Genomic DNA, 25,125 nt, shown 5'->3' with positions numbered 1-25,125 from the left:
GCGTCGCTGGAATTGGTAAGAAGTCCTAACCAATTCACATCGTTCGCGCAATGCGGCGCATTCGCTCTTGCCTTTGGTTCTATATCGAACCATATTGTTCGACATTGAACTTTAGGAGCCTGTCATGCCCGATCTCTCCCGCCGCAAGACCCTCGCCCTGATTGGCGGCGGCACGGTCTTCGCCGCCAGCGCCGCCTCGGCCGCCTTTCTCACCACGCGCACCCCACATGCCGCCCTGGCGCCCTGGGAGGCGGCCGGCACCTATGCCGACCCGCGCCTGCGCGCGCTCAGCTGGGGTCTGCTGGCGCCCAATCCCCACAATCGGCAGCCTTGGGAAGCGGAACTTAGAGGCGAGGACATGATCGCCATCTGGCGCGATCCGGCGCGGGATCTGCCGGTGACCGATCCGTTTGCCCGGCAACTGACCATCGGGATGGGCTGCTTTCTGGAACTCACCCGCATGGCCGCCGCGCAGGAATGGCTGGCCGCGGAGACGATGCTGTTCCCCGAAGGCGAGGACGGCCCGGTGGCGGTGATGACGCTCGCGCCCGGCGGCACCCCCGACCCCCTCTTTGCCCATGCGCTGGAACGGCGGTCGCACAAGGAGGCCTTCGAGGCGCGCCCCCTTGGCCCCGAGGCCGCCGCGCTCGACGCGATAGCGGCAATCCATCGCGACGGCCCCGTCCTGGAGGGCCTGCGCGATGCCGCCGCCGATGCCTGGGTCACTGAGATCAACACCCCCGACGCCTATAAGGAAAGTATCGACCTCTTCCGCATCGGCCGCGCCGAGATCGAAGCGAACCCGGACGGCATCGACCTGGGCGGCCCGATGTTCGACGCGCTCAAGCTCTCCGGCCTGTTCTCGCGCGAGATCGCGATGGATGTGGACCATCCCGGCGTGAAAGGGGCGACCGAGGCGACGATCGAAGCGATCTACGCGGCCTCCGCCATGGTCACGATCGTGACCGAGGGCAACGGCCGCGCCGACCAGATCGAGGCGGGCCGCCGCTGGCTGCGACTGAACCTGGCCGCGACCGGCGCCGGGCTGGCCCTGCGCCCCGTGAGCCAGGCTTTGCAGGAATATCCCGAGGTCGCGCCCTATTACGCCGAGGTCCACCGCCTCGCCGCGCCCCAAGGCGGAACGGTTCAAATGCTGGGCCTGCTGGGCTACGGAACCCGCACGGCCCGCACCCCGCGCTGGTCGCTCGAGACCCGGCTGAGGAGTTGACTTGCCCGACGACCAGACCTCCCGCGAGGCCGAGCTGCGCCAGACCTTCGCCATCTTCAACGAGGTGGCGATCGTCGCGCAGCTCAGCCGCACGATGTTCGAAGCCCGCCTGCCCGACGGGGCGGGCGTGCCGCATTTCTCGCTGGTCAACCACCTGACCCGCGTCCGCGACGGGCAGACGCCGCTCGCCCTGGCCCGCGCGTTCCAGGTGCCCAAGAACACGATGACCCATACGATCTCGGGCGCGGTCAAGCATGGCTGGGTCGTACTGAAGCCGCACCCGACCGACGGACGCTCCAAGACGGTCTGGCTGACCGAGGCCGGGCGCGCCTTTCGCAAGGAGGCCATCGCGGCGCTCGCGCCGGACCTTGCCGAGGTCAACGCGGCGACCACGCCCGAAGACCGCGCCGCCCTGCTGGAACGGTTGACCGAATTGCGGGTGTTCCTCGACGCCTATCGCGATCCGAAGGGATCTTCCGGATAGCCGACGCCGGTCAGGCACAGCCCGTCCGGCGGCGCGACCGGGCCGCAAGCGGCGCGGTCCCGGGCCGCGAGCGCCTCGGCGACGCGCGCGGGCGGCCAGGCCCCGGCCCCCACCCGCTCCAGCGTGCCGGCGATGGACCGGACCTGATTGTGCAGGAAGCTGCGCGCGCGCAGATGCAGACGGATCTCCTGGCCGCCGGGATAGGGCCGCTCTTCCACCGTGATCTCGTCCAGGGTCTTCACCGGCGATTTCGCCTGACAGATGGAGGCCCGGAAGGTCGTGAAATCGTGCCGACCGATCAGATGCCGGGCGCCCTCGCGGATCAGGTCGGCGTCGAGTGGCCCGATCACCCGCCACGCCTGCCCGGCCTGCAGCGTCAGCGGGGCGCGGCGGGCGACGATGCGGAACGTATAGCGCCGCTCGATGGCCGAAAAACGGGCATGCCAGTCGTCAGCAACCCGCGCGCAGGCCGTGATGGCGACCGGCGCGGGCTTCAAGTGCCAGTTGACCGCTTCGGACAGCCGGAACGGATCCCAGTCCTTGGCCATGTCGCACTGCGCCACCTGCCCCGTCGCATGCACCCCGGCATCGGTGCGGCCCGCCGCGGCGACGGAGGGCATGTCGGGCTCCAAGGCGCGCAAGGCTTCCTCCAGCGTCTGCTGCACGGAGGCGGGACCGTCCTGGCGCTGCCAGCCCGCGAAGGGGCGGCCGTCATATTCGACGCGGAGGGCGTAGCGGGGCATCGCAGGTCACGCGCCGGCTTCGTCGAAGAAGCCGGCCACGATCTCGGGAGATCGTGGCGCGTGGCTCATCCGTGTTCCTTGAGCAGGCGGGCCTTCTGGCGCTGCCAGTCGCGCTTGGCCGTCGCCTCGCGCTTGTCGGCCACCTTCTTGCCCTTGGCGATCCCGACCTTCAACTTCGCCACGCCGCGATGGTTGAAGTAGAGCACCAGCGGGACGATTGTGTAGCCCTCGCGCGCGGTCGCGTTCCAGAGCTTCGACAGCTCCCGCTTGGACACCAGAAGCTTGCGCCGCCGCTTCTCCTCATGCCCGAACGTCTTGGCCTGAGCGTAGGGCGCGATGTAGCTATTGACCAGCCATAGCTCGCCATCCGCCACCTCGGCATAGCTCTCGGCGACATTGGCCCCGCCCTCGCGCAGCGACTTGACCTCGGAGCCTTCCAGCACGATCCCGCATTCCAGGTCGTCCTCGATGGCATAGTCGAAGCGTGCGCGCCGGTTCTCGGCGATCACCTTGTAGTTCTTGTTTTCGTCCTTCTTGGCCATCCCGCGCATCTAAGCGCCCGACGCGCCCCTGTCCACGGGGGTCAGCCGTTGCGACAGGACCAGCGCGGCGACGGCCGCCAGCACCGTGATCCCGCCCGCGACGCCCAAGGCGCTCAGCCCGAAGCCATCGATCACCCCCGCACCAAGCGCCGACCCGATCGCCGCGCCGACATAGATGCAGGCCGCGTTCAGGGCGAGCGCCACCGGCGCCCGGGCCCCCGCCAGCACCACAACGCGGATCTGCTGACTGGAATTGAAGGCGAACCCGGCGGCGTTCCACGCCAGCAGCAGCAGGAACGCCAAGCCCAGGGGGATCGGCAGCAGCGAGAGCAGCGGCATCAGCGCCGCCTGGGCCCCACAGAGCCACAGCAGCGTCGCATAGGGGCCGAGCCGGTCCGACAGCCAGCCCCCCACGAGATTGCCCGCTACCCCGCCCAGCCCCGCGATCAGCAGCGCAACGGTCACGCCGTCCCGGCCCAAGCCCATCCGCGCCTCCAGCAGCGGGGCGAGATAGGTGAAGGGGACGTAGATCGCAGCGAGGAATACGGCGGTGAAGCCGATGGCCAGCATCAGCTTCCAATCGCCGAGAACGCCGCCCAAATCCCGCAGCCGCACCGGCTGAAACCGCAAACCGGCCGGCACGCGCAGCCACAAGACGACCGCGAAGACCGCCGAGAGCACGGCCACCGCCCAGAACGCCGTCCGCCAACCATAGGTGTAGGCGATCCAACTGCCTCCGGGCACGCCGATCACCCCCGCCAGTGTGATGCCCATGAAGACATAGGCCAAGACCTTCCCCCGCATCTCGGGCGCGGACAGGAGGGCCGCCACGGCCGCCGTGACCGGGGTCGTCAGGCCGGCACCGGCGGCCGCCACCACGCGGGCCGCCAGCAACCCTCCGGCCGACGGCGCGAGGGCCGAGCCCAGCGCCCCCAGTCCGAACAGCACCATCCCCAGCGTCATGACCCGCCGCCGCCCGATCCCGCCGGTCAGCGACACCAGGAGCGGCGAGAGCACCGCATAGGCCAGCGCATAGGTTGTCAGGATCCAGCCGGCCTGTGCCGGCGTAAGGCCCAGATCGCGGGAGATCGGGGCAAGCGCGCCGATCACCAGGAACGCGCCGGCTCCGATGACGAAGTTCGCCCCCGCCAGGACCGGGAGCAGCCCGCGCGGCAGGCCGCTCACGCGCTGGTCAATTCAAGAGACCCGCATGGCGCATCGCCTCCGCGATTCGCGCCTTGGTTCCGTCCGTCGCGGGCACCAGCGGCAGGCGCACATCCTCCGCGCAATGCCCTAGCAGGGACAGCGCGTATTTCGCGCCGACCAGCCCGGGCTCGGCGAAGATCGCCTGATGCAGAGGCATCAGCCGGTCCTGCACGGCCAGCGCCGTCGCGTAGTCGTTGGCCGCGCAAGCATCGTGCATCTCGCGCAAGAGTCGCGGCGCGACATTGCAGGTGACCGAGATGCAGCCCACCCCGCCCTGGGCGTTGAACCCGTGAGCGGTCGCGTCCTCCCCCGAAAGCTGGGCGAAGTCAGGCCCGCAGGTGATCCGCTGCGCGCTGACGCGGGCCAGATCGCCGGTCGCGTCCTTGACGCCGACGATTTCGGGCAGCTTGGCCAGCTCCCCCATGGTCTCCGGGGACATGTCCACGACCGAGCGGCCGGGAATGTTGTAGATCACGATCGGCAGGCCGACCTCGGCCATGGCGGTGAAATGCGCGATCAGCCCCGCCTGGGTCGGCTTGTTGTAGTAGGGCGTGACCACCAGGGCGGCGTCGGCCCCTGCCACCTTGGCGTGCTCGACCAGGCGGCGCGCCTCGGCCGTGTTGTTGGAGCCGGCGCCCGCGATCACGGTGGCGCGGCCCGCCGCGCGCTGCACGACCCGGGCGACGACGGCGTCGTGCTCTTCGTGGGTCAGGGTCGGGCTTTCGCCGGTGGTTCCGACGGGGACCAGACCCTGCGTGCCTTCGGCGATCTGCCAATCGACCAGGGCGTCCAGCGCGTCGAAATCCACCTCGTTTCCCTTGAAGGGCGTCACCAGGGCAACCATGGAGCCTTTGAACATCGGTGCGACCTCCTATCTTGAGCGGGGAATTCGAGCGACACCTAGCCGCAGCCCAGAGGCGCGGCAAGGCGATCCCACGGATCGTCATGCCGCAAAAACGTAAGCGCATGACCGGAGGCCCCCTTCGATGTTGAGATATGCCGTCGCGACCTGGGCGCTGCTTGCGCTGATGACATTGCCCCTGCGGGCCGATCCGAATCTCGCCGCGGGCCTCGCGCAGATCCGCGCCGGCGACTGGCAGGCGACACGGGCCGCGATGGCCCGGATCGACGACCCGGCCGTGGCGGATGTCCTGATGTGGCACCTGCTGCGCAATCGGCAGGGCGATTTCGAGGAGGCGACGGCCTTTCTGGCGCGCAACCCGAACTGGCCCGGCGAGCCTCTGCTGCTGTCCCGGGTCGAGTCGGTCCTGCCCGCGACCACCCCTCCCGCCGCATTGATCGCTCATTTCGAGACCTACCCGCCCAACACGTCGCGCGGGGCGCTGATGTATGCCATTTCCTTGCGCGCGGCCGGCCGCGGCAAGGAGGCGGAGGCGCTGGTCATCGACTGGTGGCTGACCCAGCCGATGCCCGTCTCGTCCCATGCGGGCTTCATCGAGCTCTTCGGCGATATACTGGCCCCCTATCACGCGGCCCGGATGGACGCGCTGGCCTGGGCCGGAGAGGTCGGCTCGGCCGAGCGGATGCTGCCCCTCGTCCCCGATGGACCGGAGGCGACACTGGCTCTGGCCCGTATCGCCCTGCGCGATGGCCGCCCCGGCGTCGACGCACTGATCGAGGCCGTGCCCGAGAATTGGCGCAACCATCAGGCCCTCGCCTATGAGCGCTTCCGCTGGCGGCTGGCCCGGGGCCGGCGCGACGACGCGCTGGAGTTGCTCTTCGCCTATGACCAAAGCGCCGACGCCCTCGGCAATCCCGCCGCCTGGGCCTCCCACCGCCTGCGTCTCGCCCGTGGCCTCAAGCAGGACGGCCGCCCCGCCGACGGCTACCGGGTGGCGGCGCGCCACCACCTGGCCGACGGCGCCGAGGAGGTGCCGCAGCTGGAATGGCTGGCGGGCTATATCGCCCTGCGCTTCCTCGACGATCCCGCCGCCGCGGTCGCCCATTTCCGCCGCTTCGAGGCCAATGTCGGCTCTCCGATCTCCAAGGGCCGCGCCTTCTACTGGCTTGGCCGCGCGCTGGAAGCGACGGGCGACGCCGAGGGGGCCCTGGCCGCCTGGCGCGCGGGCGGCCGCTATCAGACCAGCTTCTACGGCCAACTCGCGGCCGAGCGCGCGGGTCTGCCCGCCGATCCGCTGCTGACCGGCGAGGAGGTCTTCCCGCCGTTCGCCACCTCCGCGATGGCGGGCACGCCCATCATGCGGGCGGCGGTGGCCCTGCACGCCATCGGGGAGGACGGTCTGGCGGAGCGCTTCTTCGCGCATATGGCCGAGACGTTGCCCCGGGCCGAGATCGGCACGCTGATCGACGAGATCCTGAGGCGGGGCGAGCCGCATATCGCGCTCATCACCGCCAAGCGCGCGGCACAGCGCGGCTTCGAGCTGCATCGCGGCTATTTTCCGGTCACGGAGCTAGCGGCCATCGACAGCCCCGTCACGCCCGAGCTGACCCTTGCCATCGCCCGGCGCGAGTCGGAGTTCGACCCGGTGGTCGTCTCCCCAGCCGGCGCCCGCGGCCTGATGCAGCTGATGCCCGGCACCGCCGAGGAGATGGCCCGCGACCTGGAGCTGCCCTATCGCCTCGGGCAGCTGACCACGGATCCGCTTTTCAACGCGACCCTCGGCACCGCCTACATCATGGAGTTGGAGGCAGAGTTTGGCCCCTCAGCCATCCTGGTGCCCGCCGCCTATAATGCGGGTCCGTCGCGCGCGCGGGAATGGGTGGAACGGTTCGGAGACCCCTCCGACCCCGCCGCCGATCTGGTGGACTGGATCGAGGACGTGCCTTTCTCCGAGACCCGCAACTACATCATGCGCGTTTCCGAGAGCCTGCTGCCCTATCGCGCCCGGCTGACCGGCGACCCAGGCGACGTGCGCCTGACCCACTGGCTGCGTGAGGGCTATGACGAGTTGCGGGCCCAAGGGGGCTGAGCGCGGGGTCCGGGGCCAGGTCGAGGCGCCCCGGATCGGCGCTGCGCCCGTGGACCGGACGCGGCGTGGATATTTCTACAGGGAAGAACGGACAGGCCCCGCGCCCCCGGAGGGGGTCTCGGCCGCCCCCGTGAGGATGCCGCGCGTCATGTGCCGCTTGCGGCCATAGCCAGGCACCCGCGCGACCGTGAACCCCGCCGCGGCCAGGGCGCGCCGGACATGCCCCGCCGCCGTGTAGGTCGCGAAGGTGCCGCCCGGCGCGGTGTGCCGCACGACCTCCGCCAGCAGCCCGACCTCCCAGAGTTCGGGGTTCCGCGCCGGGGCGAAGCCGTCGAGAAACCACGCGTCGGCCCTGCCCTCCCAGGCGGGCAGCGTTTGCCGCGCATCCCCCACGACGATCTCCAGATCGACAGCGCCCAAAGCGATCCGCCGGGCAGGCCAGGCATCGAGCAGCGCCGCGCCAAGGCCAGCCAGCATCGGAAAGGCGGCCAGCGCCCGGGCCATGTCGTCCCGATCCATCGGGAAGGCCTCGAAGGAGGTCATCGCGATCCGCCCCGGCCCCTGCCACGCCGCCGCCAGCGCCAAGGCATTCAGCCCGGTTCCGAATCCCAGCTCTGCCACCTGAAACCCGGCCGTCAGACGCTCCGGCAAGCCATTCCCCGCAAGAAAGACATGCCGCGTCTCCGCCAAGCCGTCCGACAGCGCGTAATAGGGATCCCCGAACGCCTCGGCGACCGGCACGCCGTCTCGCCAACTCAGCGCGGGGCGCTTTTCGCCCCCATCATCGTGCCCTATGCCCATGACCGGTGGAATGGACGAAGGGGGCGGCTGTGGCAATCGACGTGACGGTGCGCGGGGCGGGAATCTTCGGTCTCGGCTGCGCCTGGGCCATGGCCCGACGGGGCGCGCGCGTGCGGGTCGTCGACCCGCAGGGCGTTGGCGCGGGCGCGTCGGGCGGGGTGGTCGGCGCCCTCGCCCCGCATGTTCCCGAGACCTGGAACGAAAAGAAAGCGTTCCAACTCGACAGCCTGCTGATGGCCGAGGACTGGTGGGCCGCCATCGCCGAGATCGGCGGCGGCGATCCCGGTTACGCCCGCAGCGGCCGCCTGCAACCCATTCCGGACGCGGCCGCCCTGGCCCGGGCGGAAGGGCGCGCGCAGCACGCGATGACGCTCTGGCCCGACCGCGTGACCTGGCGCGTCATTCCGGCCCCGCAGGGCTGGGCCCCGCCCTCGCCCACCGGCCGCGTCATCCACGACACCCTCTCGGCCCGCCTTCACCCGGCCCGGGCCTGCGCCGCCCTCGCCGCCGCACTCCGCGCCCTGGGCACCGAGATCGTTCCCGAGGGCGCCGACGCCGGCCCCGTCCTCCACGCCACCGGCTGGCGCGGCCTCGCCGAGATCGGCGATGCCAAGGACCGCCCGGCCGGAACCGGGGTCAAAGGCCAGGCCGCCCTGCTCGCGCTCGACCGCCGTGACGCGCCGCAACTCTATGTCGATGGCCTGCACATCGTGCCCCATGCCGACGGCACCACTGCCATCGGCTCCACCTCCGAGCGCGCGTTCGACGCCCCCGATACGACCGACGCCCAGCTCGACGAGCTGCTGGTCCGCGCCCGCGCCGCCGTGCCGGACTTGGCCGAGCCCCCCCTCCTCGCCCGCTGGGCCGGGGTGCGGCCCAGGGCTCGCTCCCGCGCGCCGCTGCTGGGGCCGTGGCCGGGACGCCCCGGCCATTTCATCGCGAATGGCGGCTTCAAGATCGGCTTCGGCATGGCGCCAAAGGTCGCCGAGACCATGGCCGCGCTGATCCTCGACGGCCGCGACGCGATCCCAGAGGCCTTCTCCACCGCAACTCTTGCGCCCGCCCCCGCACCCGACTAGACGGCTTTCCTGCCCCGTTCGGGGCCATGTCTCCGACCACCATGTCAAAAACGGAACCCAACATGATCCTCGCTATCCTCGCCATGGGGGCCGTCGTCGTCGCCTCCAATATCGGCGTCCAATTCCTCATCGCCGACGGCTGGCTGACCTGGGGCGCCTTCACCTATCCGCTGGCCTTCCTTGTGACGGATGTCACCAACCGCCTCTACGGCCCGGAGAAGGCGCGCACCGTCGTGCTGGCCGGCTTCGCCGTGGGCCTCGTCTGCTCGCTCATCGGCACGCAGATCATGGGCGAGTTCGGCCCGCTGGTCACGCTGCGCATCGCGCTGGCCTCGGCCACGGCGTTCCTCGCGGCGCAGATGATCGATCTGGGCGTGTTCTCGGCGCTGCGAGAGCGGCGGTGGTTCGTGGCGCCGCTGACGTCGTCGATCGTGGGGAGCGTGGTCGACACGGCGCTGTTCTTCACCCTGGCCTTCGCGGGCTTCCTCGCCTTCCCGGCGGCCTGGGGCGACGTCTCCTGGGCGCAGGAGGCGACGGCGGTGGGTCCGCTCTGGGTCGGGCTGGCGCTGGCGGACTGGTGTGTCAAGATTTCGGTCGCTCTGCTCGCTTTGGTGCCATTCCGGCTCATCACCCGGGGTTTCGCACAATCCGTAGCGCATTAGGGGTTGACCCATACCATATCCGTGCCAACCTCCTTGCATCGTCAATCAAAGAAAGGAGGTGCTCTAGTGTCTAGAAAGAACCTGGAGAATGCGATCGGGACAGCTTCGGAGGTCCGCGCCTGAGGCAGCCCTTGGGCACGTATCTGCGGGGTGGATTCGTCTAACCGATCCAGCCTCCTGAACTTTCGGAAGGCCGTCCCGATGACGCGGGGCGGCCTTCTTACGTCTTCAATCGGTGTCGTGATATCGGTCGTGACGACGGTCATGATCATGGTCATGACGCGCGGAGGGCCGCCATGCCGCTCAAGATCGACGAACGCATCACCCTGGAGGACTGGGAGATGACGGAGCAGTTCGTCCGCGCCTCCGGCCCCGGCGGGCAGAACGTCAACAAGGTGTCGAGCGCGGTGGAGCTGCGCTTCGAGGCGGAGCGGTCGCCCAACCTGCCGGGGCCGGTGAAGGCGCGGCTCCGGCGGCTGGCGGGGCGGCGCTGGACCAAGGACGGGGCGCTGGTGCTCCAGGTCTCCGAGGAGCGGTCGCAGGCCCGCAACCGCGAGGTCGCGCGGGAGCGGCTGGCGGAACTGGTGCGGGCGGCGGCGGTGAAGCCGAAGAAGCGGGTGAAGACGAAGGTCTCGGCCAATCAGAAGCGCAAGCGGCTAGAGGCGAAGAAGCGGCGGGGGGAGGTGAAGGCGCTCAGGGGTGGGGTGGATGTAGGGGGTAGTTGATTTGTCAGACGCACCGGTGCATCTTCCATCTTGACACAGAACCTTAAATCTCCTAACTCCACGTTCCCTAAATGTTCTTATCTCCGGTATGACTCAAGCCTATCACCCCCCGATTCCGACTCGCTGGCCGAAGGCATTTGTCGATGACATTGGCGGCAGAGTTGCCGAACAGTTGGGGGTCACGCCTGGAGCCGACCTCTCTAGCTTGGTCGAGAGCATGGGGGGGCAGATAGTGTACGGTCCTCAGTATTCGGATGAGTACGAAGGCGGCGCAATTGTCGTCAGAGCCTTTGACGATTTCACAATCACGCTGTCGAATCTTACGTCAGGCAAGCGTGATCGTTTTACCATTGCCCACGAGCTCGGGCACTTGGCACTCCATTACCAACCCGTGCTTGAGGCCCATGGAAAAGTGATTATGCGGGCGACACGTGATAAGACTTCTCTCGACGCCGACCATGAACGCTGTGAATGGGAAGCAAACTGGTTTGCAGCTGGCTTTTTGATGCCGCGAGACAAATTCGCCGAAGCCGCAAAGAAGTATACTAACGCTTCGCTTGCAACATACTTCAACGTAAGCGGAGCTGCTATTGACGTGCGGAAGAAAACACTTGGAATCCCCTGACTGGAAGAATGAATGCCCCCGCTATCGAGTAAGACTTTTTCTCTCAGCGGATCTATCCAATTCGACCTCCTATAAAAGTTCTCGCGCACCACATCAGTGGGTGCCGACGTTTCGCGATTTCTACGGTGATTTTTCGAGTCTCTTTCGACGAAAACACATATTTCAGATCGAAGCACTGGACCACAACGTTGACTCGCTCAAGGACCGAAAGCCCAAGCTCTGGAAGACGGTTGGCGATGAGATCATTTTTGTAAATCGTGTAGACTCATGCTTCGAAGTATCTCTATTGGTCAAGGCGTTTGCCGCTGCCCTGCAGGAGTACAATGCGAGACTTCGTTCCGATGGCGACCGTAAGACCCTAGGAGTAAAGGGCTCAGCCTGGGTTGCATCTTTCCCTCATCCGAACGTCACCATTGCCGTTCCTACGCTAGACGAGGAAGGCAGCAATGATGACCTCCCCGAAAACGAACACACCGAAGCTGCTGCGGACGAACATCCAAACAGACACGAATTTCTTGGCAAAGGATTAGACTACGGATTTCGCATCGCTTCGAACAGCGACACAACATTTTTCGCACTGTCGCCGGGTCTAGCAAATATACTTGTGCGCGCAAACGTAAATGAAGACTATGGAGCTTTGAGCGTAAATTTTGTACTGCGCGAGCCTATCTCATTGAAGGGGGTTTTAGGCGGAACTAGATACCCGGTGCTTGGCATACCGATCGATCGTGATGATGACTGGGGCGAGCTACGGCGACTCGAGAGCGAGCTTCTCGGAGGCGGAGATACAAACGACGCAACACTCAGGAGGTATTTGAAGGAATTCATTAGACTGCACGAAGTCGAAGAGCCTATGCTTAAGGTTCGACCAGAAGATCCTTCCGTCGAGCCACCAAGTTACTACACGAATCAGTACGTCCCAAATTGGAACGGAGCTGCGCAAGAAGTCGAGAATCTGGATTCCTTCACTGGCGATGGAGCTGATCCCAAGAATGAGATCCCGCCGCCCTCCTACGAAGAGGCAGAGGGGCTAGTCAACCGATTGACTCGGAGAGACTAAACCACCACCTCCCTCTCTACCTGCTCCCCCACCCCGAACACCCGCTTGTAGCGCTCCACCTCCGCCGCAGGCCCCATCGCCTTGCGGGGGTTGTCGGAGAGCTTGACCGTGGGGCGGCCGTCCGCCGCGACGGCTTTGCAGACCAGGGAGAACGGGTTGAGGCGGTCTCCGACCAGACCGCGGAAGTCGTTGGTCAGGAGCGTCCCCCAGCCGAAGGACACCCGCACGCGGCCCGCAAACTGCGCGTGGAGCTGTTCGATCTTCTCCACGTCCAGCCCGTCCGAGAAGATCACCAGCTTCTCGGTCGGATCCTCGCCCCGCGCCTTCCACCAGCGGATCGCCGTCTCGGCCCCCGTCGCGGGGTCGCCCGAATCGATGCGAATGCCGGTCCAGCCCGCCAGCCAGTCCGGCGCGCGCTCCAGGAAGCCCTCGGTGCCGTAGGTGTCGGGCAGGATGATGCGCAGGTTGCCCGAATGCTCCTCATGCCAGTCGGCCAGCACGTCATAGGGGGCGCGGGCCAGCGCGGCGTCGTCCCGGGTCAGCGCGGCATAGACCATGGGCAGTTCGTGGGCGTTGGTGCCGATCGCCTCCAGGTCGCGGTTCTTGGCGATGAGGCAGTTGGAGGTGCCGGTGAAGCTGCCGCCCAGCCCCTCGGTCAGGGCCTGCACGCACCAGTCCTGCCAGAGGAAGGAGTGGCGGCGCCGCGTGCCGAAATCGGCGAGGCGGAGGTCGGGGAGGCTTTTCAGGCGCTCGACCTTCTCCCAGACGCGGGTCATGGCGCGGGCGTAGAGAACCTGGAGCTCGAACCGGCCGAGATCCTTGAGGACGGCGCGGGAGCGGAGTTCCATGATGACGGCGAGGGCCGGGATCTCCCAGAGCATGACCTCGGGCCAGGCGCCCTCGAAGGTCAGCTCGTATTGGTCGCCCACGCGCTCCAGGTGGTAGGGCGGCAGGCGGAGCGCCTCGAACCAGTCCATGAAGGCGGGCGTGAACATCTGGCGCTGGCCGTAGAAGGTGTTGCCCCGGAGCCAGGTGCTTTCGCCGCGCCGGAGGGTCAGGGTGCGGATGTGGTCGAGCTGCTCGCGCAGCTCGCCCTCGTCGATCAGCTTGGCCAGCGGGACGGACTGGGTCCGGTTGATGAGGCTGAAGGTGACGGTCGTGTCGGGCTTGTTGCGAAAGACCGACTGACACATCAGCAGCTTGTAGAAATCCGTGTCGATCAGGGAGCGGACGATCGGGTCGATCTTCCACTTATGGTTCCAGACGCGGGTCGCGATGTCTTGCATGAGGCGGCCTCCCCCGTGCGGTTAGACCAAATGGGCGCGAGGATGGAAAGCGCCGCCGGGATCAGCGGCGCAGGGGGCGGGCGAGGCGGCGGCGTTCGGCGTCGAGATCGCGCGGGGATTGGCGCGCCTCGGAGAGGGTGTCGGCGAGGTCGCGGCCCGCGCGGGCGCCGGCGGCCACCTTGCGCAGCGAATAGGTGGGCGCGCCGCGGCCCAGGGCGGCGCGGACCAGGGCATGGGCGGTGATCGAGATCACCTGCGCGGGCAAGGTGCCGGTGCCGGGGCGCGCATCGCCGCCGGCGATGGCCTCGCAGGCGGAGACGTCGCGGCTGACATAGGTGCGGCAGATCAGGGGGCGGGCCTCATAGGCGCGGCAGAGCCGGGTGGCGGGGTCGAGGGCCGGACAGGCGTCCGGATGCCAGGGCTCCGCGTCCTCCCCGGCGGGGAGCGCGGCGTGCAGGCGCGCCGCATCGGCGCGGGTGATCGTGCCCCCGTCCTCCCCCGACAGAATGCAGCAGAAGGCGCAGCCGGAGGCACAGGCAAGGCCCTCGGGCGCGGGGGACCGCGCCAGCAGCGCCTCGCCGATCCGGGAGGCCGCCGTCCCGTCGGAGAGCTGGCGCAAGAGGGCGTCGAACGGCTCCGGCGAAGCGTCGAACCAGGCGAGCAGCAGGCCGCGGGCCTGGTCGGTCACCGCGGGCGGATGGCCGGACAAGCGCGCGGCGGCCAGCGCGGCGCGCAGCGTCGGCCGGTCGGTCGGCACCCCCGAGGGACGGGCGGCACGGCGGGCGGCACGGGCGGATCGGGGCATGACGGCTCCGGAGACAGCATCGGCGTTCGCGGGTTAAATCACCGGCCCCGGTCGGAGAAAAGATGAAAGGGGCGCGGGAGGGCGCTGCTTTTGCCGGACAATGGTCTGCGGGATCATCCGGCGGGCGAGACCTCGCAAGCCGGGATCACGGCATGGGCGGTCGGCAGGCCGATCTTCTCCCGGCGGCGCGCGTTGAAGATGCCCGCTTCGGCAATGTCGGCCAGTTGCAGGTCGATGGCCGGGCCGCCGGCCCGGGCAAACCGGACGAAGGCGCTCCTCCAGGCCTGGGAGGAGACCGGCCCCGGCCCTGCTACGGCGCCAATGGGAGTGCCTGCAGGTATTCGAAGGGACCGAGGAAGACGACGGTGCGGGCGATGTGGGTCAGGCCCCGGACGACCTGATCGACGCCGAAGCCCCGCGTCTGCGCGCCGACCCGAATTGCAACGACGCCCCCGGTATCAGGCGAATGCGACGCCCGCTTCGCGCATCTCCGTCCGCGCCGCGTCCAGCGACCCGTTCAGGTCGATCGCGCGGGTCAGGTCTTCGCGGAGGGTCACCGAGAAGCCCAGGCGCGCCGCGTCCAGGGCCGAGTAGGTGACGCAGAAATCCGTGGCGAGCCCGACCATCGTCACGTCGCGCACCCCCAGCGTGCGGAGCAGGCCCTCCAACCCCGTCGGCGTGCTGCGGTCGTTCTCGAAAAAGGCGGAGTAGCTGTCGACCTTCGGGTTCATCCCCTTGCGGATGATCGCGCGGGCCCGATCCGTCGCAAGATCGGAGTGGAAGGCGGCATCCGCGCTGCCCTGCACGCAATGGTCGGGCCAGAGCACCTGCGCGCCATAGGGCATCTCGATCACGTTATAGGGCTGCTTGCCCGGGTGGGAGGACGCGAAGGAGGAATGGCCCGCCGGGTGCCAGTCCTGGGTCAGGATCACATGGGCGAAGTCGGACATCAGCGCGTTGATGCCGGGGACGATGGCATCGCCATCGGGCACGGCGAGGTTGCCGCCGGGGCAGAAGCCGTTCTGAACGTCGATCACAAGGAGGGCGGTGGACATGGGCGTGCTCCGCTTCGGGCCGGTCTGCATTCGCCCCCCGCCAGAAGCGAGGGGCCAGCCCCTCGCGCTCCCCGGGATATTTCCGCAGGGAAGAAGAAGGGGACGGCTCGACCTTAATCAGAGGTTCACGGGCGGGTCGACCGGGTCTATGCCGCCTCCATGATCACGATCGCCGCTTTCTACCGATTTGCCCCCCTGCCCGATCCGGCCGCGCTGCGCGGGCCGCTCGCACGGCTGGCCTGCGGGCGGGGGGTCAAGGGATCGATCCTGCTCGCGCCCGAGGGGGTGAACGGCACCATCGCCGGAGAGGCGGCGGCGGTCGAGGCGGTGCTGGACCGGCTGCGCGAGGAGCCGGGGCTGGAGGCTCTGTCGGCCAAGGTCAGCCACGCCGACGCGATGCCCTTCGGCAAGCTGAAGGTGCGGCTCAAGCGGGAGATCGTCACGATGGGGCGGCCGCTGGCCCCGGGGGACGCGGTGGGGGACTATGTCGACCCGGCCGATTGGAACGACGTGTTGCGCGACCCGGACACGGTCGCCATCGACGTGCGCAACGATTACGAGGTCGCCATCGGCAGTTTTGCGGGCGCGGTCGATCCCGGAACGGCGGCTTTCGGCGATTTCCCGGACTGGTGGGCGGAGAACCGGGCGCGGCTTGCGGGCAAGCGCATCGCGATGTTCTGCACCGGCGGCATCCGCTGCGAGAAGTCGACGGCGCTCCTGCGCGCGGAGGGGGTGGCGGATGTGGTCCACCTGCGGGGCGGCATCCTGAAATACCTGGAAGAGGTGCCCGAGACGGAGAGTCTCTGGCGGGGCGGGTGCTTTGTCTTCGACGACCGGGTGAGCGTGGGCCATGGGCTGACTCCCGCTGGGCATGTGCTGTGCCACGCCTGCCGCAGGCCGCTGGCGCCGGCGGACCGGGAGCGGCCGGATTGGGAGGAGGGCGTCTCCTGCCGCCGGTGCATCGGCACGTATGACGAAGCCGACCGGGAGCGCTTCCGGGAACGGATGCGGCAGATCGAATTGGCGCGCGCCCGGGGCGGGCGGCACCTGGGCGGCTGAGGTTTCGGAAGGCGCGGTCGCGACGGGACGACGCCCGGCAGCCCCCTAGGGAGCTGCGTGATCGTCAGAGCGTCCGCTCGTCCTCTTCGCGGCGCTCCTGCCAGGCCGCGGTCAGCAGTTTGACGAACGCGACCGCGGCAATCACCGCGACGATCAGAATCAGGATGTCGGTCATCCGTTCCTCCCAAAACGAAACCTGCCGCAGGCTAGCGCAGGGGACCGGCTTCGGTCAAATTCGGCATGCCGTGGTGTGCGAAAAGGAGTCGAGATGACCAACAGGACGCCCCTGGTTCTGCTGCCGGGGATGATGTGCGACGCCCGGCTTTTCGCGCCGCAGATGGCGGGACTGGCAAATCGGTCGGTGACGCTGGGCACCGTCGCGGGCGCCGACAGCGTGCCCGGGATCGCCGAGGAGGTTCTTGCCGCGGCGCCCGCCCGCTTTGCCCTGGCCGGGCTCAGCATGGGCGGGATCGTGGCCATGGAGATGATGGCGCAGGCGCCCGAGCGGATCGCGGGGCTGTGCCTGATGGACACGAACCCCTTGGCCGAGACCGAGGCGGTCGCCGCCCGGCGCGCGCCGCAGATCGAGTCGGTGCAGGCGGGTGGGCTGCGCGCGGTGATGCGCGACGAGATGAAGCCGAACTACCTGGCGGACGGGCCGAATCGCGGGGCGATCCTGGATTTGTGCATGACCATGGCCGAGGGGCTGGGGCCGGAGGTCTTTGTCGCGCAATCCCGCGCGCTCCAGACCCGTTTGGACAGGTGCGAGACGCTGCGGGGTGTCGCCGTCCCCTCGCTGGTTCTGTGCGGCGAGGATGACGCGCTCTGCCCGCTCAAGCGCCATACGCTGATGCACGAGCTGATCCCGGACAGCCGGCTGGTCGTCATCGCGGGCGCCGGACATCTGCCCACCCTGGAGCAGCCGGAGGCGGTCGACGCGGCGCTGACGGAGTGGTTGCGGGCGGTGGATGCGGGGGAAGGTGGGCATGGTGATGCCCACCCTACGGACGGATGACGCATCACGCGCTCATCATGTTCGCGGCGGGGGTCGGCATCCCGATCCTGGCCGCCCTGAACGCCCGGCTCGGCGCCAATATCGGCGGGCCGGCGGCGGCGGCCCTGGTGCTGTTCACCGTGGCGCTGGTCGTGGCCGGGGCCGCCACCGCCCTCACGGGACCGGCGGCGCTGGCGCGGGTGGTCGGGCAGCCGTGGCATCTGTTCGGCGCGGGGTTGCTCATCGCCTTCTACGTGCTGTCGGTCACCTGGATCGCGCCGGCATTCGGCGTCGGCAACGCGGTGTTCTTCGTGCTGCTGGGGCAACTGGTCTCGGCGGCATTGATCGATCAGTTCGGCCTGTTCGGGGCGAAGGCCGTGGTGCTCTCGCCGATGCGGGTGCTGGGGCTGGCGACGATGGCGGTGGGTCTGGCCTTGACGCAGCTGGCGGGGCGGTGACAGAGCCCGGTCAGATAGCTTCGGAGCGCCTCATGACCCCATCCCGCCTCGTCCTCGCCAGCGACCATGCCGCCATCGACCTCCGCCGCGCCGTCGCCCAACATGTCGCCGCGCGCGGCTGGGAGGTGGTCGATCTCGGGCCCGACACCCCCGAGAGCATCCCCTACCCCGCCCAGGGCGCAGCGGCCGCGCGGCAGGTGGCGTCGGGCGACTGCGCGCTCGGCATCGTGCTATGCGGGACCGGTCAGGGCATCATGATGGCGGCCAACAAGGTGCCCGGCATCCGCTGCGGGGTCTGCGCCGATACCTTCTCGGCCAAGATGATCCGCGCCCATAACGACGCCAACATGCTGGCGATGGGCGCGCGCGTGGTGGGCACGGGGCTCGCGCTGGAGCTGGTGGACGCTTTCCTCGACACCCCGTTCGAAGGCGGCCGCCATGCCACGCGCGTCGAGATGATCGAGGGCGGCGCCGCTTCTTGATGCTGCGGCGCGCGATGCCGGCCTGATCGCCTGCTGGACCGGCGCGCTGGCCTGCTTCCTCAGGTGGCGGCGACCGCGGATGTCTGTGACGCCGGTCTCCCGCTTCGCTCCGGAGGCCGCGGGCAGGATGGCTCGCCCATGGCCGGGATCGGCCCTTGCGCCGAAGGCTGGCCCAGCCCTGGCCGGTGCGATGTGGATGGCTTGGGATCCTGACTCCAACGCCGCGGCGATGCGCCGGCGGAGGCTGTGACGCGGACTTGGACGGGACGTTGATCGACATCCCCAGGAGGGGGCAAGGGGCGGTCGCGGGCCTCGCGGCCCGCGACCGCCGGTGTTTCCCTATAGAGAGGCTGAACTTGCCCCGCGTGCCATGCACGCAGGGGCGGGCTCAGCGAATATGCGCGCGGAGCATCCAGGCGAACTTGTCGTGGATCTGGCCGCGCGCGATGGCGAGGTCTTCGGTGCGCACGTCCCCATGACGGGCGGCGACTTCGCCCAGACCGGCCAGGGTCGCGGAGATCGTCTCCTGGGCCTCGGCGAGGTGACGGATCATGTCGCGGTCGGAGGCCTGTTCGTCGCCCTCCTCTACCTTGGAGCGGGCCAGATGGGTGGCGAGTTTGCCATCGGCGATGTGGCCGATGGCGCGGATGCGCTCCGCCAGGTCGTCCTGACCAACGAAGTGGTCCTCGTAGATCTCCTGGAACAGCGCGTGAAGCGGGCCGAAGGCCATGCCGGTCACGTTCCAGTGGAAGTTCTGCGCCAGCATCGTCGTGACCACGGTCTCGGCGACGGCTTGGTTCAGGCCAGCGGCGATCTCGGCGGTGGCGTCGGGGGAAAGGTCGGTGGTGGCATGGGCCATGGTCGGCTCCTTTATCGGTCGGGTATGCGGTTCGGGATCGGCTTCCCTTTGATCCCTTATTTAGAATTATTCTAAGAAAAGTCCAGTCTGGCGGCCAGGTCCCCGACCAGCATGCGCAGCACCGCCGCCCCTTCGGGACGGGCGCGGCGGGCGAGCAGGAACCGGGCGGACGCGGCATCGCCACCCGAGAGCGCGCGGGCCAGGGCCAGCAGCCAGGATTCGTCGAAGCTGAGATCCGCCGCGCCGGGGCGCCGGATCACCGGGCGCCGCTGGAGGAGGGTCGGCAGCATCCGTGCCAGCAGGACGGCCATTTCCTCGACCGCCGCGTCGCGCATCGCCTCGCCAGGCGGCAGATCCGCCCGGGGCGCGGTGCGGCACTCCAGCGCGGCGAAGCGGAGCAGCGCGATCAGCGGCGGCTGCCGATCGCAAGCGATGTCGGGCGCAAGACGCGGGGCGGCCATGGTTTCTCCGATCCGGCGTAAATTTCTTATCATTTTAGTCGGAAATCTACGCCGAAGGAAGGATTATTTCGCCGCGGGCACCACCTTGCCGGGATTCATCCGATTCTCCGGGTCCAGCGCGCCCTTGATGGCCCGCATGACATCCAGCGCGACCGCGTCCTTGTGGCGCGACATGGAGGCCAGCTTGGACAGCCCGATCCCGTGCTCGGCGCTGACCGATCCCCCGAGATCGACGACGATGGCATCGATCATCTCCCGAATCCCGTCGAGATGATCCGCCGCGTCGTTGCTGGGATAGACCGTCAGGTGAATATTGCCGTCGCCCAGATGCGCGACGATCAGCGTGTCCGCCGCCGCGTCGATCGCCGCCAGACGCTGATGCATCCGGTCGATGAAGGTCTCCACCCCATCGAGCGGCAGGGCGACGTCGCAATCGACGATCGGCAGGCGGGTGAAGGTGACCTCGGCCGCGGTTTCCCGCATCTCCCAGATATGGGCGCGCTGGGCTTCGTTCTGGGCGACCATGGCGTCCAGGACATCGCCCGCCTCGACGGCCTCGGCCAGCACCTCCTCCAAGGTATCGCCCAGGGGGCGCGACAGGCCGCCGAGATCGATCATGATCGCATGGTCATGGATTTCGAAGGGCTGGCGCAGGTCGGGCCGGTGGGTGGCGAGGGCCTGCATATAGGTCCGCGGCATGTATTCGAACGCCTCGACGGCGCCATCGGTCGCCTGCTGCAAGCGACGCAGAAGCCGGAGCGATGCGGGCAGGCTGGTCACGGCGGCGAGCGCGGCGGCGTGATAGCGGGGGGCCGGGGTCAGGCGGAGCACGGCGGCGGTGATCACGCCCAGCGTGCCCTCAGCGCCAATGAAGAGGTCGCGCAGATCGTAGCCCGAATTGTCCTTCCGAAGTTCGCTCATCAGGTCCAGCACGCGCCCATCGGCCAGCACCACTTCCAGGCCCAGCACGAGGCCGCGCGTGGGCCCGTAGCGCACCACGTTGGAGCCCCCCGCATTGGTCGAGAGCAGCCCTCCGATCCGCGCCGAGCCCCGCGCGCCCAGCGTGAGCGGGAACATCAGGTCATGCGCCGCCACCGCGTCGTGGACATCCGACAGAATCGCGCCCGCCTCGACGATGGCCAAACCGGCTTCGGGCCGGATCTCGCGGATGGCGGCCATCCGCTCCAGCGAGATCATCAGCGCGCCTTCGTTCGCCGTGCCGCCGACCAAGCCGGTATTGCCCCCCACCGGCACGATGGCGAGGCCGTGGCGCGCAGCGATGCGGACGCATTCGGCAACCTCCGCCGTCGAGCCCGGCCGCAGCACCGCGCAGGGAGACGCGCGCCACTTGCCGGTCCAGTCGCGCGAGAAGCGCTCGGTATCGGTTCCGGTCAGGACATTCGACGCGCCCAATGCGGCGCGCAGCTCGGAGATGGCATCGGTCATGGCCCCCATCTGCCACGGCGCGGCGCGGGGGGGAAGCGGCACGAAAAATTGGCGCGCGGGAGCTATTGACGCCCCTGCGCCAGCGCCGTATCTGCGCGTCCATCGGCGGTATAGCTCAGTTGGTTAGAGCAGAGGAATCATAATCCTTGTGTCCGGGGTTCGAGTCCCTGTACCGCCACCACCCCTCCCCCAAATGACGCCTGCGGGCCCGTGGCCGGCCCACGTGACGGGAGTTGGGGTGTCGCCGTGACCCGGCGTATCCCGACAGGCGACGGAATGGGGTCGCATCGGCGACTTTGAGCCGGGGCCGGGGAGCGATCTCCTTGCCAAGACGACAAGAGACCATGCCGACGGGCGGCCTCCTAGATGCGAGTCCGGGGGATGCCAGAATCGTCTCCCCCCCAGACCGTCCCGCCGTCAGGCCAGCCACCGAGCCAGCAGGGCGCGGAGCGCGGTCGGATCGGCCAGCCAGTGGGGCGCGACGGTATCGGCGCCGCCGACCTTGATCGCGACACCGCCCGCCGCGTCGGCCCAGCTCAGCGCCGGTTCGTCGGTCAGGTCGTCGCCCGCATAGATCGGCAGCTTTCCCTTGAACGGCGCCCGCGCCATCATGTCGGCCAGAGCCAGGTCCTTGGCGACGCTGTCGGGCTTGATCTCATAGGCGCAGAGCGCGGGTTGAAGGCGAAAGCCCGGCGCGGCCTGGGCGAGGCTGTCCATGAAATGCAGCGCCAGCGCCCCCTGCTCCTGCGCCTGACGGTAGTGGAGCACGACGCCGGTGGGCTTGTTCTCGACCAGAAAGGCAGGTTGGAGCTTGGCGAATTCGGCCACAACCCGCTGCAACCCCGCGATCGTGTCCGTGTCGTAATCGCCGGCCTGGAAGGTCTTTCCGTCGACCCGGAGTTCCGCGCCATGGGCGGCGATCACCGCGCCGTCGAAGCTGGGCAGGAAGTGTTCCAGCCCGGCCACATTGCGTCCCGTGACCAGCGCGACCCGTCCGTCCAGACGGTCCATCGCCCGGGTCAGGAGCGCGGGCAGATCTTCGGGGACGATGATCTCATCCGGGGTCGCCGCGATGTCTAGCAACGTGCCGTCGAAGTCGAGAAACAGCGCGGCATCTTCCGGCGCGGGCAGGCGCAGCGCGTAATCCGGCTCGGGTCGGTCGCCCTCCATGAAGCCCGTCATCTGATAGTAGAGCATTTTTCTCCCCTCGTTCCGCACCCGGCCTGTCCCGGATGAAAGCCAGGCGCGGGGCGCGACGGACAGGATGGCGAGGATCCTCGCCGAAACCAAGATGGGTCTCGAAGGCGCCGTCCGATGAAGCGATGTGCCGCGCACGCTCTGACACTTGACTATCTCAACGTCGGCCGGGTGCGATCGTTCCACGATCCCGTCGACATTCGGGCCGTGCGGCCCCGCTCTGCCCGCGATTGCCCGCAGGCGCCGCCCGGAGCCTAGGAAACGAGCAGATCTGAGACGCGGGCCAGATCCGCGCGGAAGCGGTCCGTCTCGCGGGCGCGCGCGGCGGGGTTAGGCAAGCGCAGCAGATAGGAGGGATGGACGGTGATCAGCAGCGGGTGCCCGTCCCGGGTCCGCTCCACGGTGCCGCGGCGCGCAAGCAGGCCCTCGCCCGCGCCCGTCAGGGCCTGGAGCGCGGTGGCGCCCATGGCGACGACGAGGCGGGGATCGATCAGGGCCAATTCCCGCTCCAGCCAGGGCGCGCAGGCGCGGATCTCGGTGGTCCCGGGCCGTTGGTGAAGGCGGCGCTTGCCCTTCTGCACGAATTTGAAGTGCTTGACGGCGTTGGTCACGTAGCAGGCGCTGCGATCCAGACCCGCCTCCGCGGCGACCGCGTCGAAGAGTTGGCCCGCGGGGCCTGCGAAGGGGCGTCCGGCAAGATCCTCCGTGTCGCCCGGCTGCTCGCCCACGATCACGACCGGCGCGTCGGGCGGCCCTTCGCCGAACACCGTCTGCGTCGCCTGGGCGTGGAGCGGACACAACGTGCAGCCGCGGGCCGCCATGCGGAGGGCCTCCAGCGTGTCGGGGCGGGCGACCCGGGTCTCGACCGTCTGGGCGGCCTCCGCCGGAGGACGGGCGGGGCGCGGGGCGGCGGCCTGCATGGCCGGGACCCGGCCGCGCGCTCCGGCGATCAGCGCAGGGATCGCCCGCGCCTCGGGGAGGTTGCGCCAGTATTTCTGCGGCATCTCCGCCCGCATCGCATCGACCTTCAGCCGCGCGGGGTTGAAGATGTTGGAATAGTACGTGGTCCAGAGCTCTTCCAGCGGGTCGCCCTCGGCCGGGCGCGTGGAGGCGACGGCGGCAAGGTCGACCCGGCGGCCCTCGTAGCGGATCGTGACTTCGGGCGTGACGATCGCCCAGTCCATGTCGCCGAACCGGTTGACGAAGAAGTCCGCCACGGCCTCCTCGATGCGGTGGTCGGGCTCGAACCAAGCGGCGAAGCGGCGGCGCGCCCCCTGCCCCGGCATCTCACGGAAACGGACGAAGGCGTGCATCTTGTGGAGGTCGCGGCGGATCTCCTTGGCGATGCGCTCGGCCTCGGCGACCTGGGGATCGGCGCGGTTGGCGAGCAGGCCGCGTTCCGCCGGCAGACGGTGCAGCAGCGCGTGGGCGAGCGTGAAGCCACGGCCCGTCCGTTCCGCCATAAGCAGACGGGCAAGCGCGGCGAAGGGTTTCGGCACCGTCAGCGCGCGCGGCTCCGGCAGGGGGGCGTCGAACATCGACGCCCCGGCATCTTCCCAGCCCCAGTCGATCTCGGACGGAGGCACATGGGCCAGCCGCCGGGCGGCGTCGCGCCAGGCGATCTCGGTGCCCAAGCGCGGCAGGCGCGGCGCGAACATCTCAGAACAGCTCCATCTGCTGCGGCTTGACGAAGCGTGCCCGCAGGTCCGCCGCGTCGAGCCGCCCGCCGGGATGATGGCCGCGCGCGATCACGAAAGGCGTCGCCGCCTTCACCCGCCCGCCCATGCGGCGAATGTCGTCCAGGCTGAGCGCGCCATGCCGCCGGGCCTTCAGGATCCGCTGCACGATCTTGGCGCCGAAGCCGGGCACCCGCAGCAGCATCTCCTTCGCGGCCCGGTTCACGTCTACCGGAAAGCGGTCGCGGTTCTGAAGCGCCCAGGCGAGCTTTGGATCGACATCCAGGTCGAGCATGCCGCCCGCGTCCCGCGTCACGATCTCGTCCAGCGAGAAGTCGTAGAACCGCAAGAGCCAGTCCGCCTGATAGAGCCGATGCTCCCGCATCAGGGGCGGATCGACCAGCGGTAAGACGGCGGAAGCGTCGGGAATGGGCGAGAAGGCGGAGTAGTAGACCCGCTTGAGCCCATAGGCGCCGTAGAGCCGGGTCGCGTTGCCCAAAATGTCGCGGTCGTCCGCCTTGTCCGCCCCGACGATCATCTGGGTGGACTGGCCGGCGGGGGCGAACCTGCCGCGGCGGCGGCCGGTATAGCTCCGGTCCCCGTAATCTTCCTTGGTCAGCCGCACCTTGCCCATCGCGCCGCGGATGCCCGCCGGATCCTTTTCCGGCGCGAAGGCCTTGATCGAGGCATCGGTCGGCAGTTCGATATTGATCGACAGCCGGTCGGCGGCGAGCCCCGCGCGCTCGATCAGCTCCGGGCTGGCCTCGGGGATGGTCTTGAGGTGGACATAGCCGCGAAAGCCGCCGGCCCGCAGCTTCTCCGCGATCAGCACCATCTGCTCCATCGTGTAATCCGAGGAGCGGATGATGCCCGAGCTGAGGAACAGCCCCTCGATATAGTTGCGGCGGTAGAATTCGGTGGTCAGCCAGACGACCTCATCGACGGTGAACCGTGCCCGGGGCACGTTGGACGACACCCGGTTCACGCAATAGGCACAGTCGTAGACGCAGTAATTCGTCATCAGGATCTTCAACAGCGAGATGCAGCGCCCGTCCGGCGCATAGGCGTGGCAGATCCCCGACCCAGTGGTCGAGCCCAGGCCCTTGCCGTCCCGCGAGCCCCGCTTGGACGTGCCCGATGACGCGCAGGACGCATCGTACTTGGCCGCGTCCGACAAGAGCGCCAGCTTGTCGCGAATGCTCATCTTTCCCATGCGTTCGGCTTACGTTCCCTTCCCGTTC

Annotated in this window: 26 protein-coding genes and 1 tRNA gene; 13 read left to right on the top strand and 14 right to left on the bottom strand. The window is 68.7% G+C overall.

The window, feature by feature from the left end; translation table 11 throughout:
- Positions 1-124 precede the first annotated feature (124 nt).
- Both DTQ71_RS04015 and DTQ71_RS04010 read left to right on the top strand, forming a co-directional pair.
- Positions 125-1,228, top strand: coding sequence for a nitroreductase family protein (locus DTQ71_RS04015; protein ID WP_109562971.1), 1,104 nt, complete (start codon positions 125-127; stop codon positions 1,226-1,228).
- Position 1,229: 1 nt separating this feature from the next.
- Positions 1,230-1,712, top strand: coding sequence for a MarR family winged helix-turn-helix transcriptional regulator (locus tag DTQ71_RS04010; protein WP_245947180.1), 483 nt, complete (start codon positions 1,230-1,232; stop codon positions 1,710-1,712).
- Here the strand turns inward: DTQ71_RS04010 and truA are convergent.
- From truA to dapA, 4 genes are all read right to left on the bottom strand, one after another.
- Entirely contained in the window at positions 1,682-2,455 is a 774-nt protein-coding gene (gene truA / locus DTQ71_RS04005) for a tRNA pseudouridine(38-40) synthase TruA (RefSeq protein WP_109562970.1), read from the bottom strand. The genes DTQ71_RS04010 and truA overlap by 31 nt on opposite strands.
- 65 nt (positions 2,456-2,520) lie before the next feature.
- Entirely contained in the window at positions 2,521-2,997 is a 477-nt protein-coding gene (gene smpB, locus DTQ71_RS04000; protein ID WP_109563139.1) for an SsrA-binding protein SmpB, read from the bottom strand.
- Positions 2,998-3,006: 9 nt separating this feature from the next.
- Positions 3,007-4,182, bottom strand: a complete 1,176-nt coding sequence (locus DTQ71_RS03995) for an MFS transporter (RefSeq protein WP_170125284.1) — start codon at positions 4,180-4,182, stop codon at positions 3,007-3,009.
- Between the two features lie 7 nt (positions 4,183-4,189).
- Entirely contained in the window at positions 4,190-5,062 is an 873-nt protein-coding gene (gene dapA / locus DTQ71_RS03990; protein ID WP_109562968.1) for a 4-hydroxy-tetrahydrodipicolinate synthase, read from the bottom strand.
- 127 nt (positions 5,063-5,189) lie between these two features.
- Here dapA and DTQ71_RS03985 point away from each other — a divergent pair, with 127 nt between their 5' ends.
- Positions 5,190-7,154, top strand: coding sequence for a lytic transglycosylase domain-containing protein (locus DTQ71_RS03985; protein ID WP_109562967.1), 1,965 nt, complete (start codon positions 5,190-5,192; stop codon positions 7,152-7,154).
- 75 nt (positions 7,155-7,229) lie between these two features.
- Here the strand turns inward: DTQ71_RS03985 and mnmC2 are convergent, their stop codons facing one another.
- The gene (mnmC2, locus tag DTQ71_RS03980; RefSeq protein WP_109562966.1) at positions 7,230-7,955 is read right to left on the bottom strand and encodes a tRNA (5-methylaminomethyl-2-thiouridine)(34)-methyltransferase MnmC2; all 726 of its coding nucleotides are present in this window, start codon (positions 7,953-7,955) and stop codon (positions 7,230-7,232) included.
- A gap of 89 nt (positions 7,956-8,044) precedes the next feature.
- Between mnmC2 and DTQ71_RS03975 the strand changes: the two genes are divergently transcribed.
- The 5 genes from DTQ71_RS03975 (at position 8,045) to DTQ71_RS23085 (ending at position 12,106) form a co-directional block, all read left to right on the top strand.
- A complete protein-coding gene (locus tag DTQ71_RS03975) occupies positions 8,045-9,034 on the top strand; it encodes an NAD(P)/FAD-dependent oxidoreductase (protein WP_245947217.1) in 990 nt (329 codons plus the stop codon).
- Positions 9,035-9,096: 62 nt separating this feature from the next.
- Positions 9,097-9,696, top strand: a complete 600-nt coding sequence (locus DTQ71_RS03970) for a queuosine precursor transporter (protein ID WP_245947178.1) — start codon at positions 9,097-9,099, stop codon at positions 9,694-9,696.
- Between the two features lie 296 nt (positions 9,697-9,992).
- Complete coding sequence (arfB, locus tag DTQ71_RS03965; RefSeq protein WP_109562963.1) at positions 9,993-10,421, top strand: alternative ribosome rescue aminoacyl-tRNA hydrolase ArfB; 429 nt, start codon at positions 9,993-9,995, stop codon at positions 10,419-10,421.
- Positions 10,422-10,509: 88 nt separating this feature from the next.
- Positions 10,510-11,046 (top strand): ImmA/IrrE family metallo-endopeptidase, encoded by a 537-nt coding sequence (locus DTQ71_RS03960; RefSeq protein WP_109562962.1) that lies wholly within the window; start codon positions 10,510-10,512, stop codon positions 11,044-11,046.
- 100 nt (positions 11,047-11,146) lie between these two features.
- Positions 11,147-12,106, top strand: coding sequence for a hypothetical protein (locus DTQ71_RS23085; RefSeq protein ID WP_146204794.1), 960 nt, complete (start codon positions 11,147-11,149; stop codon positions 12,104-12,106).
- On the opposite strand, the gene pncB is transcribed toward DTQ71_RS23085, so the two are convergent.
- From pncB to pncA, 3 genes are all read right to left on the bottom strand, one after another.
- A complete protein-coding gene (pncB, locus tag DTQ71_RS03955) occupies positions 12,103-13,392 on the bottom strand; it encodes a nicotinate phosphoribosyltransferase (RefSeq protein ID WP_109562961.1) in 1,290 nt (429 codons plus the stop codon). The two genes, DTQ71_RS23085 and pncB, sit on opposite strands and share 4 nt — an antisense overlap.
- A gap of 61 nt (positions 13,393-13,453) precedes the next feature.
- Complete coding sequence (locus tag DTQ71_RS03950; protein ID WP_109562960.1) at positions 13,454-14,197, bottom strand: YkgJ family cysteine cluster protein; 744 nt, start codon at positions 14,195-14,197, stop codon at positions 13,454-13,456.
- 458 nt (positions 14,198-14,655) lie between these two features.
- Positions 14,656-15,252 (bottom strand): bifunctional nicotinamidase/pyrazinamidase, encoded by a 597-nt coding sequence (gene pncA, locus DTQ71_RS03945; protein WP_109562959.1) that lies wholly within the window; start codon positions 15,250-15,252, stop codon positions 14,656-14,658.
- A 159-nt stretch (positions 15,253-15,411) separates the two neighbouring features.
- Here pncA and trhO point away from each other — a divergent pair, with 159 nt between their 5' ends.
- From trhO to rpiB, 4 genes are all read left to right on the top strand, one after another.
- Complete coding sequence (gene trhO, locus DTQ71_RS03940) at positions 15,412-16,311, top strand: oxygen-dependent tRNA uridine(34) hydroxylase TrhO (protein WP_109562958.1); 900 nt, start codon at positions 15,412-15,414, stop codon at positions 16,309-16,311.
- Between the two features lie 268 nt (positions 16,312-16,579).
- Positions 16,580-17,326: an alpha/beta fold hydrolase gene (locus DTQ71_RS03935; RefSeq protein WP_109562957.1), complete on the top strand. Its 747-nt coding sequence runs from the start codon at positions 16,580-16,582 to the stop codon at positions 17,324-17,326.
- The gene (locus DTQ71_RS03930; RefSeq protein WP_109562956.1) at positions 17,323-17,763 is read left to right on the top strand and encodes a DMT family transporter; all 441 of its coding nucleotides are present in this window, start codon (positions 17,323-17,325) and stop codon (positions 17,761-17,763) included. The genes DTQ71_RS03935 and DTQ71_RS03930 overlap by 4 nt, the downstream gene beginning before the upstream one ends.
- Before the next feature lie 32 nt (positions 17,764-17,795).
- Positions 17,796-18,245 carry a ribose 5-phosphate isomerase B gene (gene rpiB, locus DTQ71_RS03925; protein WP_109562955.1) on the top strand — a complete coding sequence of 150 codons (450 nt, stop codon included), beginning with the start codon at positions 17,796-17,798 and terminating at the stop codon, positions 18,243-18,245.
- Positions 18,246-18,633: 388 nt separating this feature from the next.
- Here rpiB and DTQ71_RS03920 read toward each other — a convergent pair whose 3' ends face one another.
- The 3 genes from DTQ71_RS03920 to DTQ71_RS03910 form a co-directional block, all read right to left on the bottom strand.
- Positions 18,634-19,104, bottom strand: a complete 471-nt coding sequence (locus DTQ71_RS03920; protein WP_109562954.1) for a Dps family protein — start codon at positions 19,102-19,104, stop codon at positions 18,634-18,636.
- 71 nt (positions 19,105-19,175) lie between these two features.
- Entirely contained in the window at positions 19,176-19,565 is a 390-nt protein-coding gene (locus DTQ71_RS03915; protein ID WP_109562953.1) for a hypothetical protein, read from the bottom strand.
- 63 nt (positions 19,566-19,628) lie between these two features.
- Complete coding sequence (locus DTQ71_RS03910) at positions 19,629-21,011, bottom strand: FAD-binding oxidoreductase (RefSeq protein WP_109562952.1); 1,383 nt, start codon at positions 21,009-21,011, stop codon at positions 19,629-19,631.
- Positions 21,012-21,115: 104 nt separating this feature from the next.
- On the opposite strand from DTQ71_RS03910, the gene DTQ71_RS03905 reads away from it, so the two are divergent.
- A tRNA-Met gene (locus DTQ71_RS03905) sits at positions 21,116-21,192 on the top strand.
- Positions 21,193-21,428: 236 nt separating this feature from the next.
- On the opposite strand, the gene otsB is transcribed toward DTQ71_RS03905, so the two are convergent.
- The 3 genes from otsB to DTQ71_RS03890 form a co-directional block, all read right to left on the bottom strand.
- Positions 21,429-22,208, bottom strand: coding sequence for a trehalose-phosphatase (otsB, locus tag DTQ71_RS03900; protein WP_109562951.1), 780 nt, complete (start codon positions 22,206-22,208; stop codon positions 21,429-21,431).
- A gap of 254 nt (positions 22,209-22,462) precedes the next feature.
- The gene (locus tag DTQ71_RS03895; protein ID WP_109562950.1) at positions 22,463-23,866 is read right to left on the bottom strand and encodes a UdgX family uracil-DNA binding protein; all 1,404 of its coding nucleotides are present in this window, start codon (positions 23,864-23,866) and stop codon (positions 22,463-22,465) included.
- Between the two features lies 1 nt (position 23,867).
- The gene (locus DTQ71_RS03890) at positions 23,868-25,097 is read right to left on the bottom strand and encodes a putative DNA modification/repair radical SAM protein (protein ID WP_109562949.1); all 1,230 of its coding nucleotides are present in this window, start codon (positions 25,095-25,097) and stop codon (positions 23,868-23,870) included.
- Positions 25,098-25,125 lie beyond the last annotated feature (28 nt).

This window comes from Jannaschia seohaensis (genome assembly GCF_900116765.1).
Classification (GTDB): domain Bacteria; phylum Pseudomonadota; class Alphaproteobacteria; order Rhodobacterales; family Rhodobacteraceae; genus Jannaschia; species Jannaschia seohaensis.
This window is presented reverse-complemented; position numbering and strand designations above follow the sequence as displayed.

What these genes read in the sequence shown, in the direction of transcription:
- DTQ71_RS04015 (WP_109562971.1), top strand. Translation starts at nt 125, where the DNA reads ATGCCCGATCTCTCCCGCCGCAAGACCCTCGCCCTGATTGGCGGCGGC.
- truA (WP_109562970.1), bottom strand. Translation starts at nt 2,455, where the DNA reads ATGCCCCGCTACGCCCTCCGCGTCGAATATGACGGCCGCCCCTTCGCG.
- smpB (WP_109563139.1), bottom strand. Translation starts at nt 2,997, where the DNA reads ATGGCCAAGAAGGACGAAAACAAGAACTACAAGGTGATCGCCGAGAAC.
- dapA (WP_109562968.1), bottom strand. Translation starts at nt 5,062, where the DNA reads ATGTTCAAAGGCTCCATGGTTGCCCTGGTGACGCCCTTCAAGGGAAAC.
- DTQ71_RS03985 (WP_109562967.1), top strand. Translation starts at nt 5,190, where the DNA reads ATGTTGAGATATGCCGTCGCGACCTGGGCGCTGCTTGCGCTGATGACA.
- mnmC2 (WP_109562966.1), bottom strand. Translation starts at nt 7,955, where the DNA reads ATGGGCATAGGGCACGATGATGGGGGCGAAAAGCGCCCCGCGCTGAGT.
- DTQ71_RS03975 (WP_245947217.1), top strand. Translation starts at nt 8,045, where the DNA reads ATGGCCCGACGGGGCGCGCGCGTGCGGGTCGTCGACCCGCAGGGCGTT.
- DTQ71_RS03970 (WP_245947178.1), top strand. Translation starts at nt 9,097, where the DNA reads ATGATCCTCGCTATCCTCGCCATGGGGGCCGTCGTCGTCGCCTCCAAT.
- arfB (WP_109562963.1), top strand. Translation starts at nt 9,993, where the DNA reads ATGCCGCTCAAGATCGACGAACGCATCACCCTGGAGGACTGGGAGATG.
- DTQ71_RS03960 (WP_109562962.1), top strand. Translation starts at nt 10,510, where the DNA reads ATGACTCAAGCCTATCACCCCCCGATTCCGACTCGCTGGCCGAAGGCA.
- pncB (WP_109562961.1), bottom strand. Translation starts at nt 13,392, where the DNA reads ATGCAAGACATCGCGACCCGCGTCTGGAACCATAAGTGGAAGATCGAC.
- DTQ71_RS03950 (WP_109562960.1), bottom strand. Translation starts at nt 14,197, where the DNA reads ATGCCCCGATCCGCCCGTGCCGCCCGCCGTGCCGCCCGTCCCTCGGGG.
- pncA (WP_109562959.1), bottom strand. Translation starts at nt 15,252, where the DNA reads ATGTCCACCGCCCTCCTTGTGATCGACGTTCAGAACGGCTTCTGCCCC.
- trhO (WP_109562958.1), top strand. Translation starts at nt 15,412, where the DNA reads ATGATCACGATCGCCGCTTTCTACCGATTTGCCCCCCTGCCCGATCCG.
- DTQ71_RS03935 (WP_109562957.1), top strand. Translation starts at nt 16,580, where the DNA reads ATGACCAACAGGACGCCCCTGGTTCTGCTGCCGGGGATGATGTGCGAC.
- DTQ71_RS03930 (WP_109562956.1), top strand. Translation starts at nt 17,323, where the DNA reads ATGACGCATCACGCGCTCATCATGTTCGCGGCGGGGGTCGGCATCCCG.
- rpiB (WP_109562955.1), top strand. Translation starts at nt 17,796, where the DNA reads ATGACCCCATCCCGCCTCGTCCTCGCCAGCGACCATGCCGCCATCGAC.
- DTQ71_RS03920 (WP_109562954.1), bottom strand. Translation starts at nt 19,104, where the DNA reads ATGGCCCATGCCACCACCGACCTTTCCCCCGACGCCACCGCCGAGATC.
- DTQ71_RS03915 (WP_109562953.1), bottom strand. Translation starts at nt 19,565, where the DNA reads ATGGCCGCCCCGCGTCTTGCGCCCGACATCGCTTGCGATCGGCAGCCG.
- DTQ71_RS03910 (WP_109562952.1), bottom strand. Translation starts at nt 21,011, where the DNA reads ATGACCGATGCCATCTCCGAGCTGCGCGCCGCATTGGGCGCGTCGAAT.
- otsB (WP_109562951.1), bottom strand. Translation starts at nt 22,208, where the DNA reads ATGCTCTACTATCAGATGACGGGCTTCATGGAGGGCGACCGACCCGAG.
- DTQ71_RS03895 (WP_109562950.1), bottom strand. Translation starts at nt 23,866, where the DNA reads ATGTTCGCGCCGCGCCTGCCGCGCTTGGGCACCGAGATCGCCTGGCGC.
- DTQ71_RS03890 (WP_109562949.1), bottom strand. Translation starts at nt 25,097, where the DNA reads ATGGGAAAGATGAGCATTCGCGACAAGCTGGCGCTCTTGTCGGACGCG.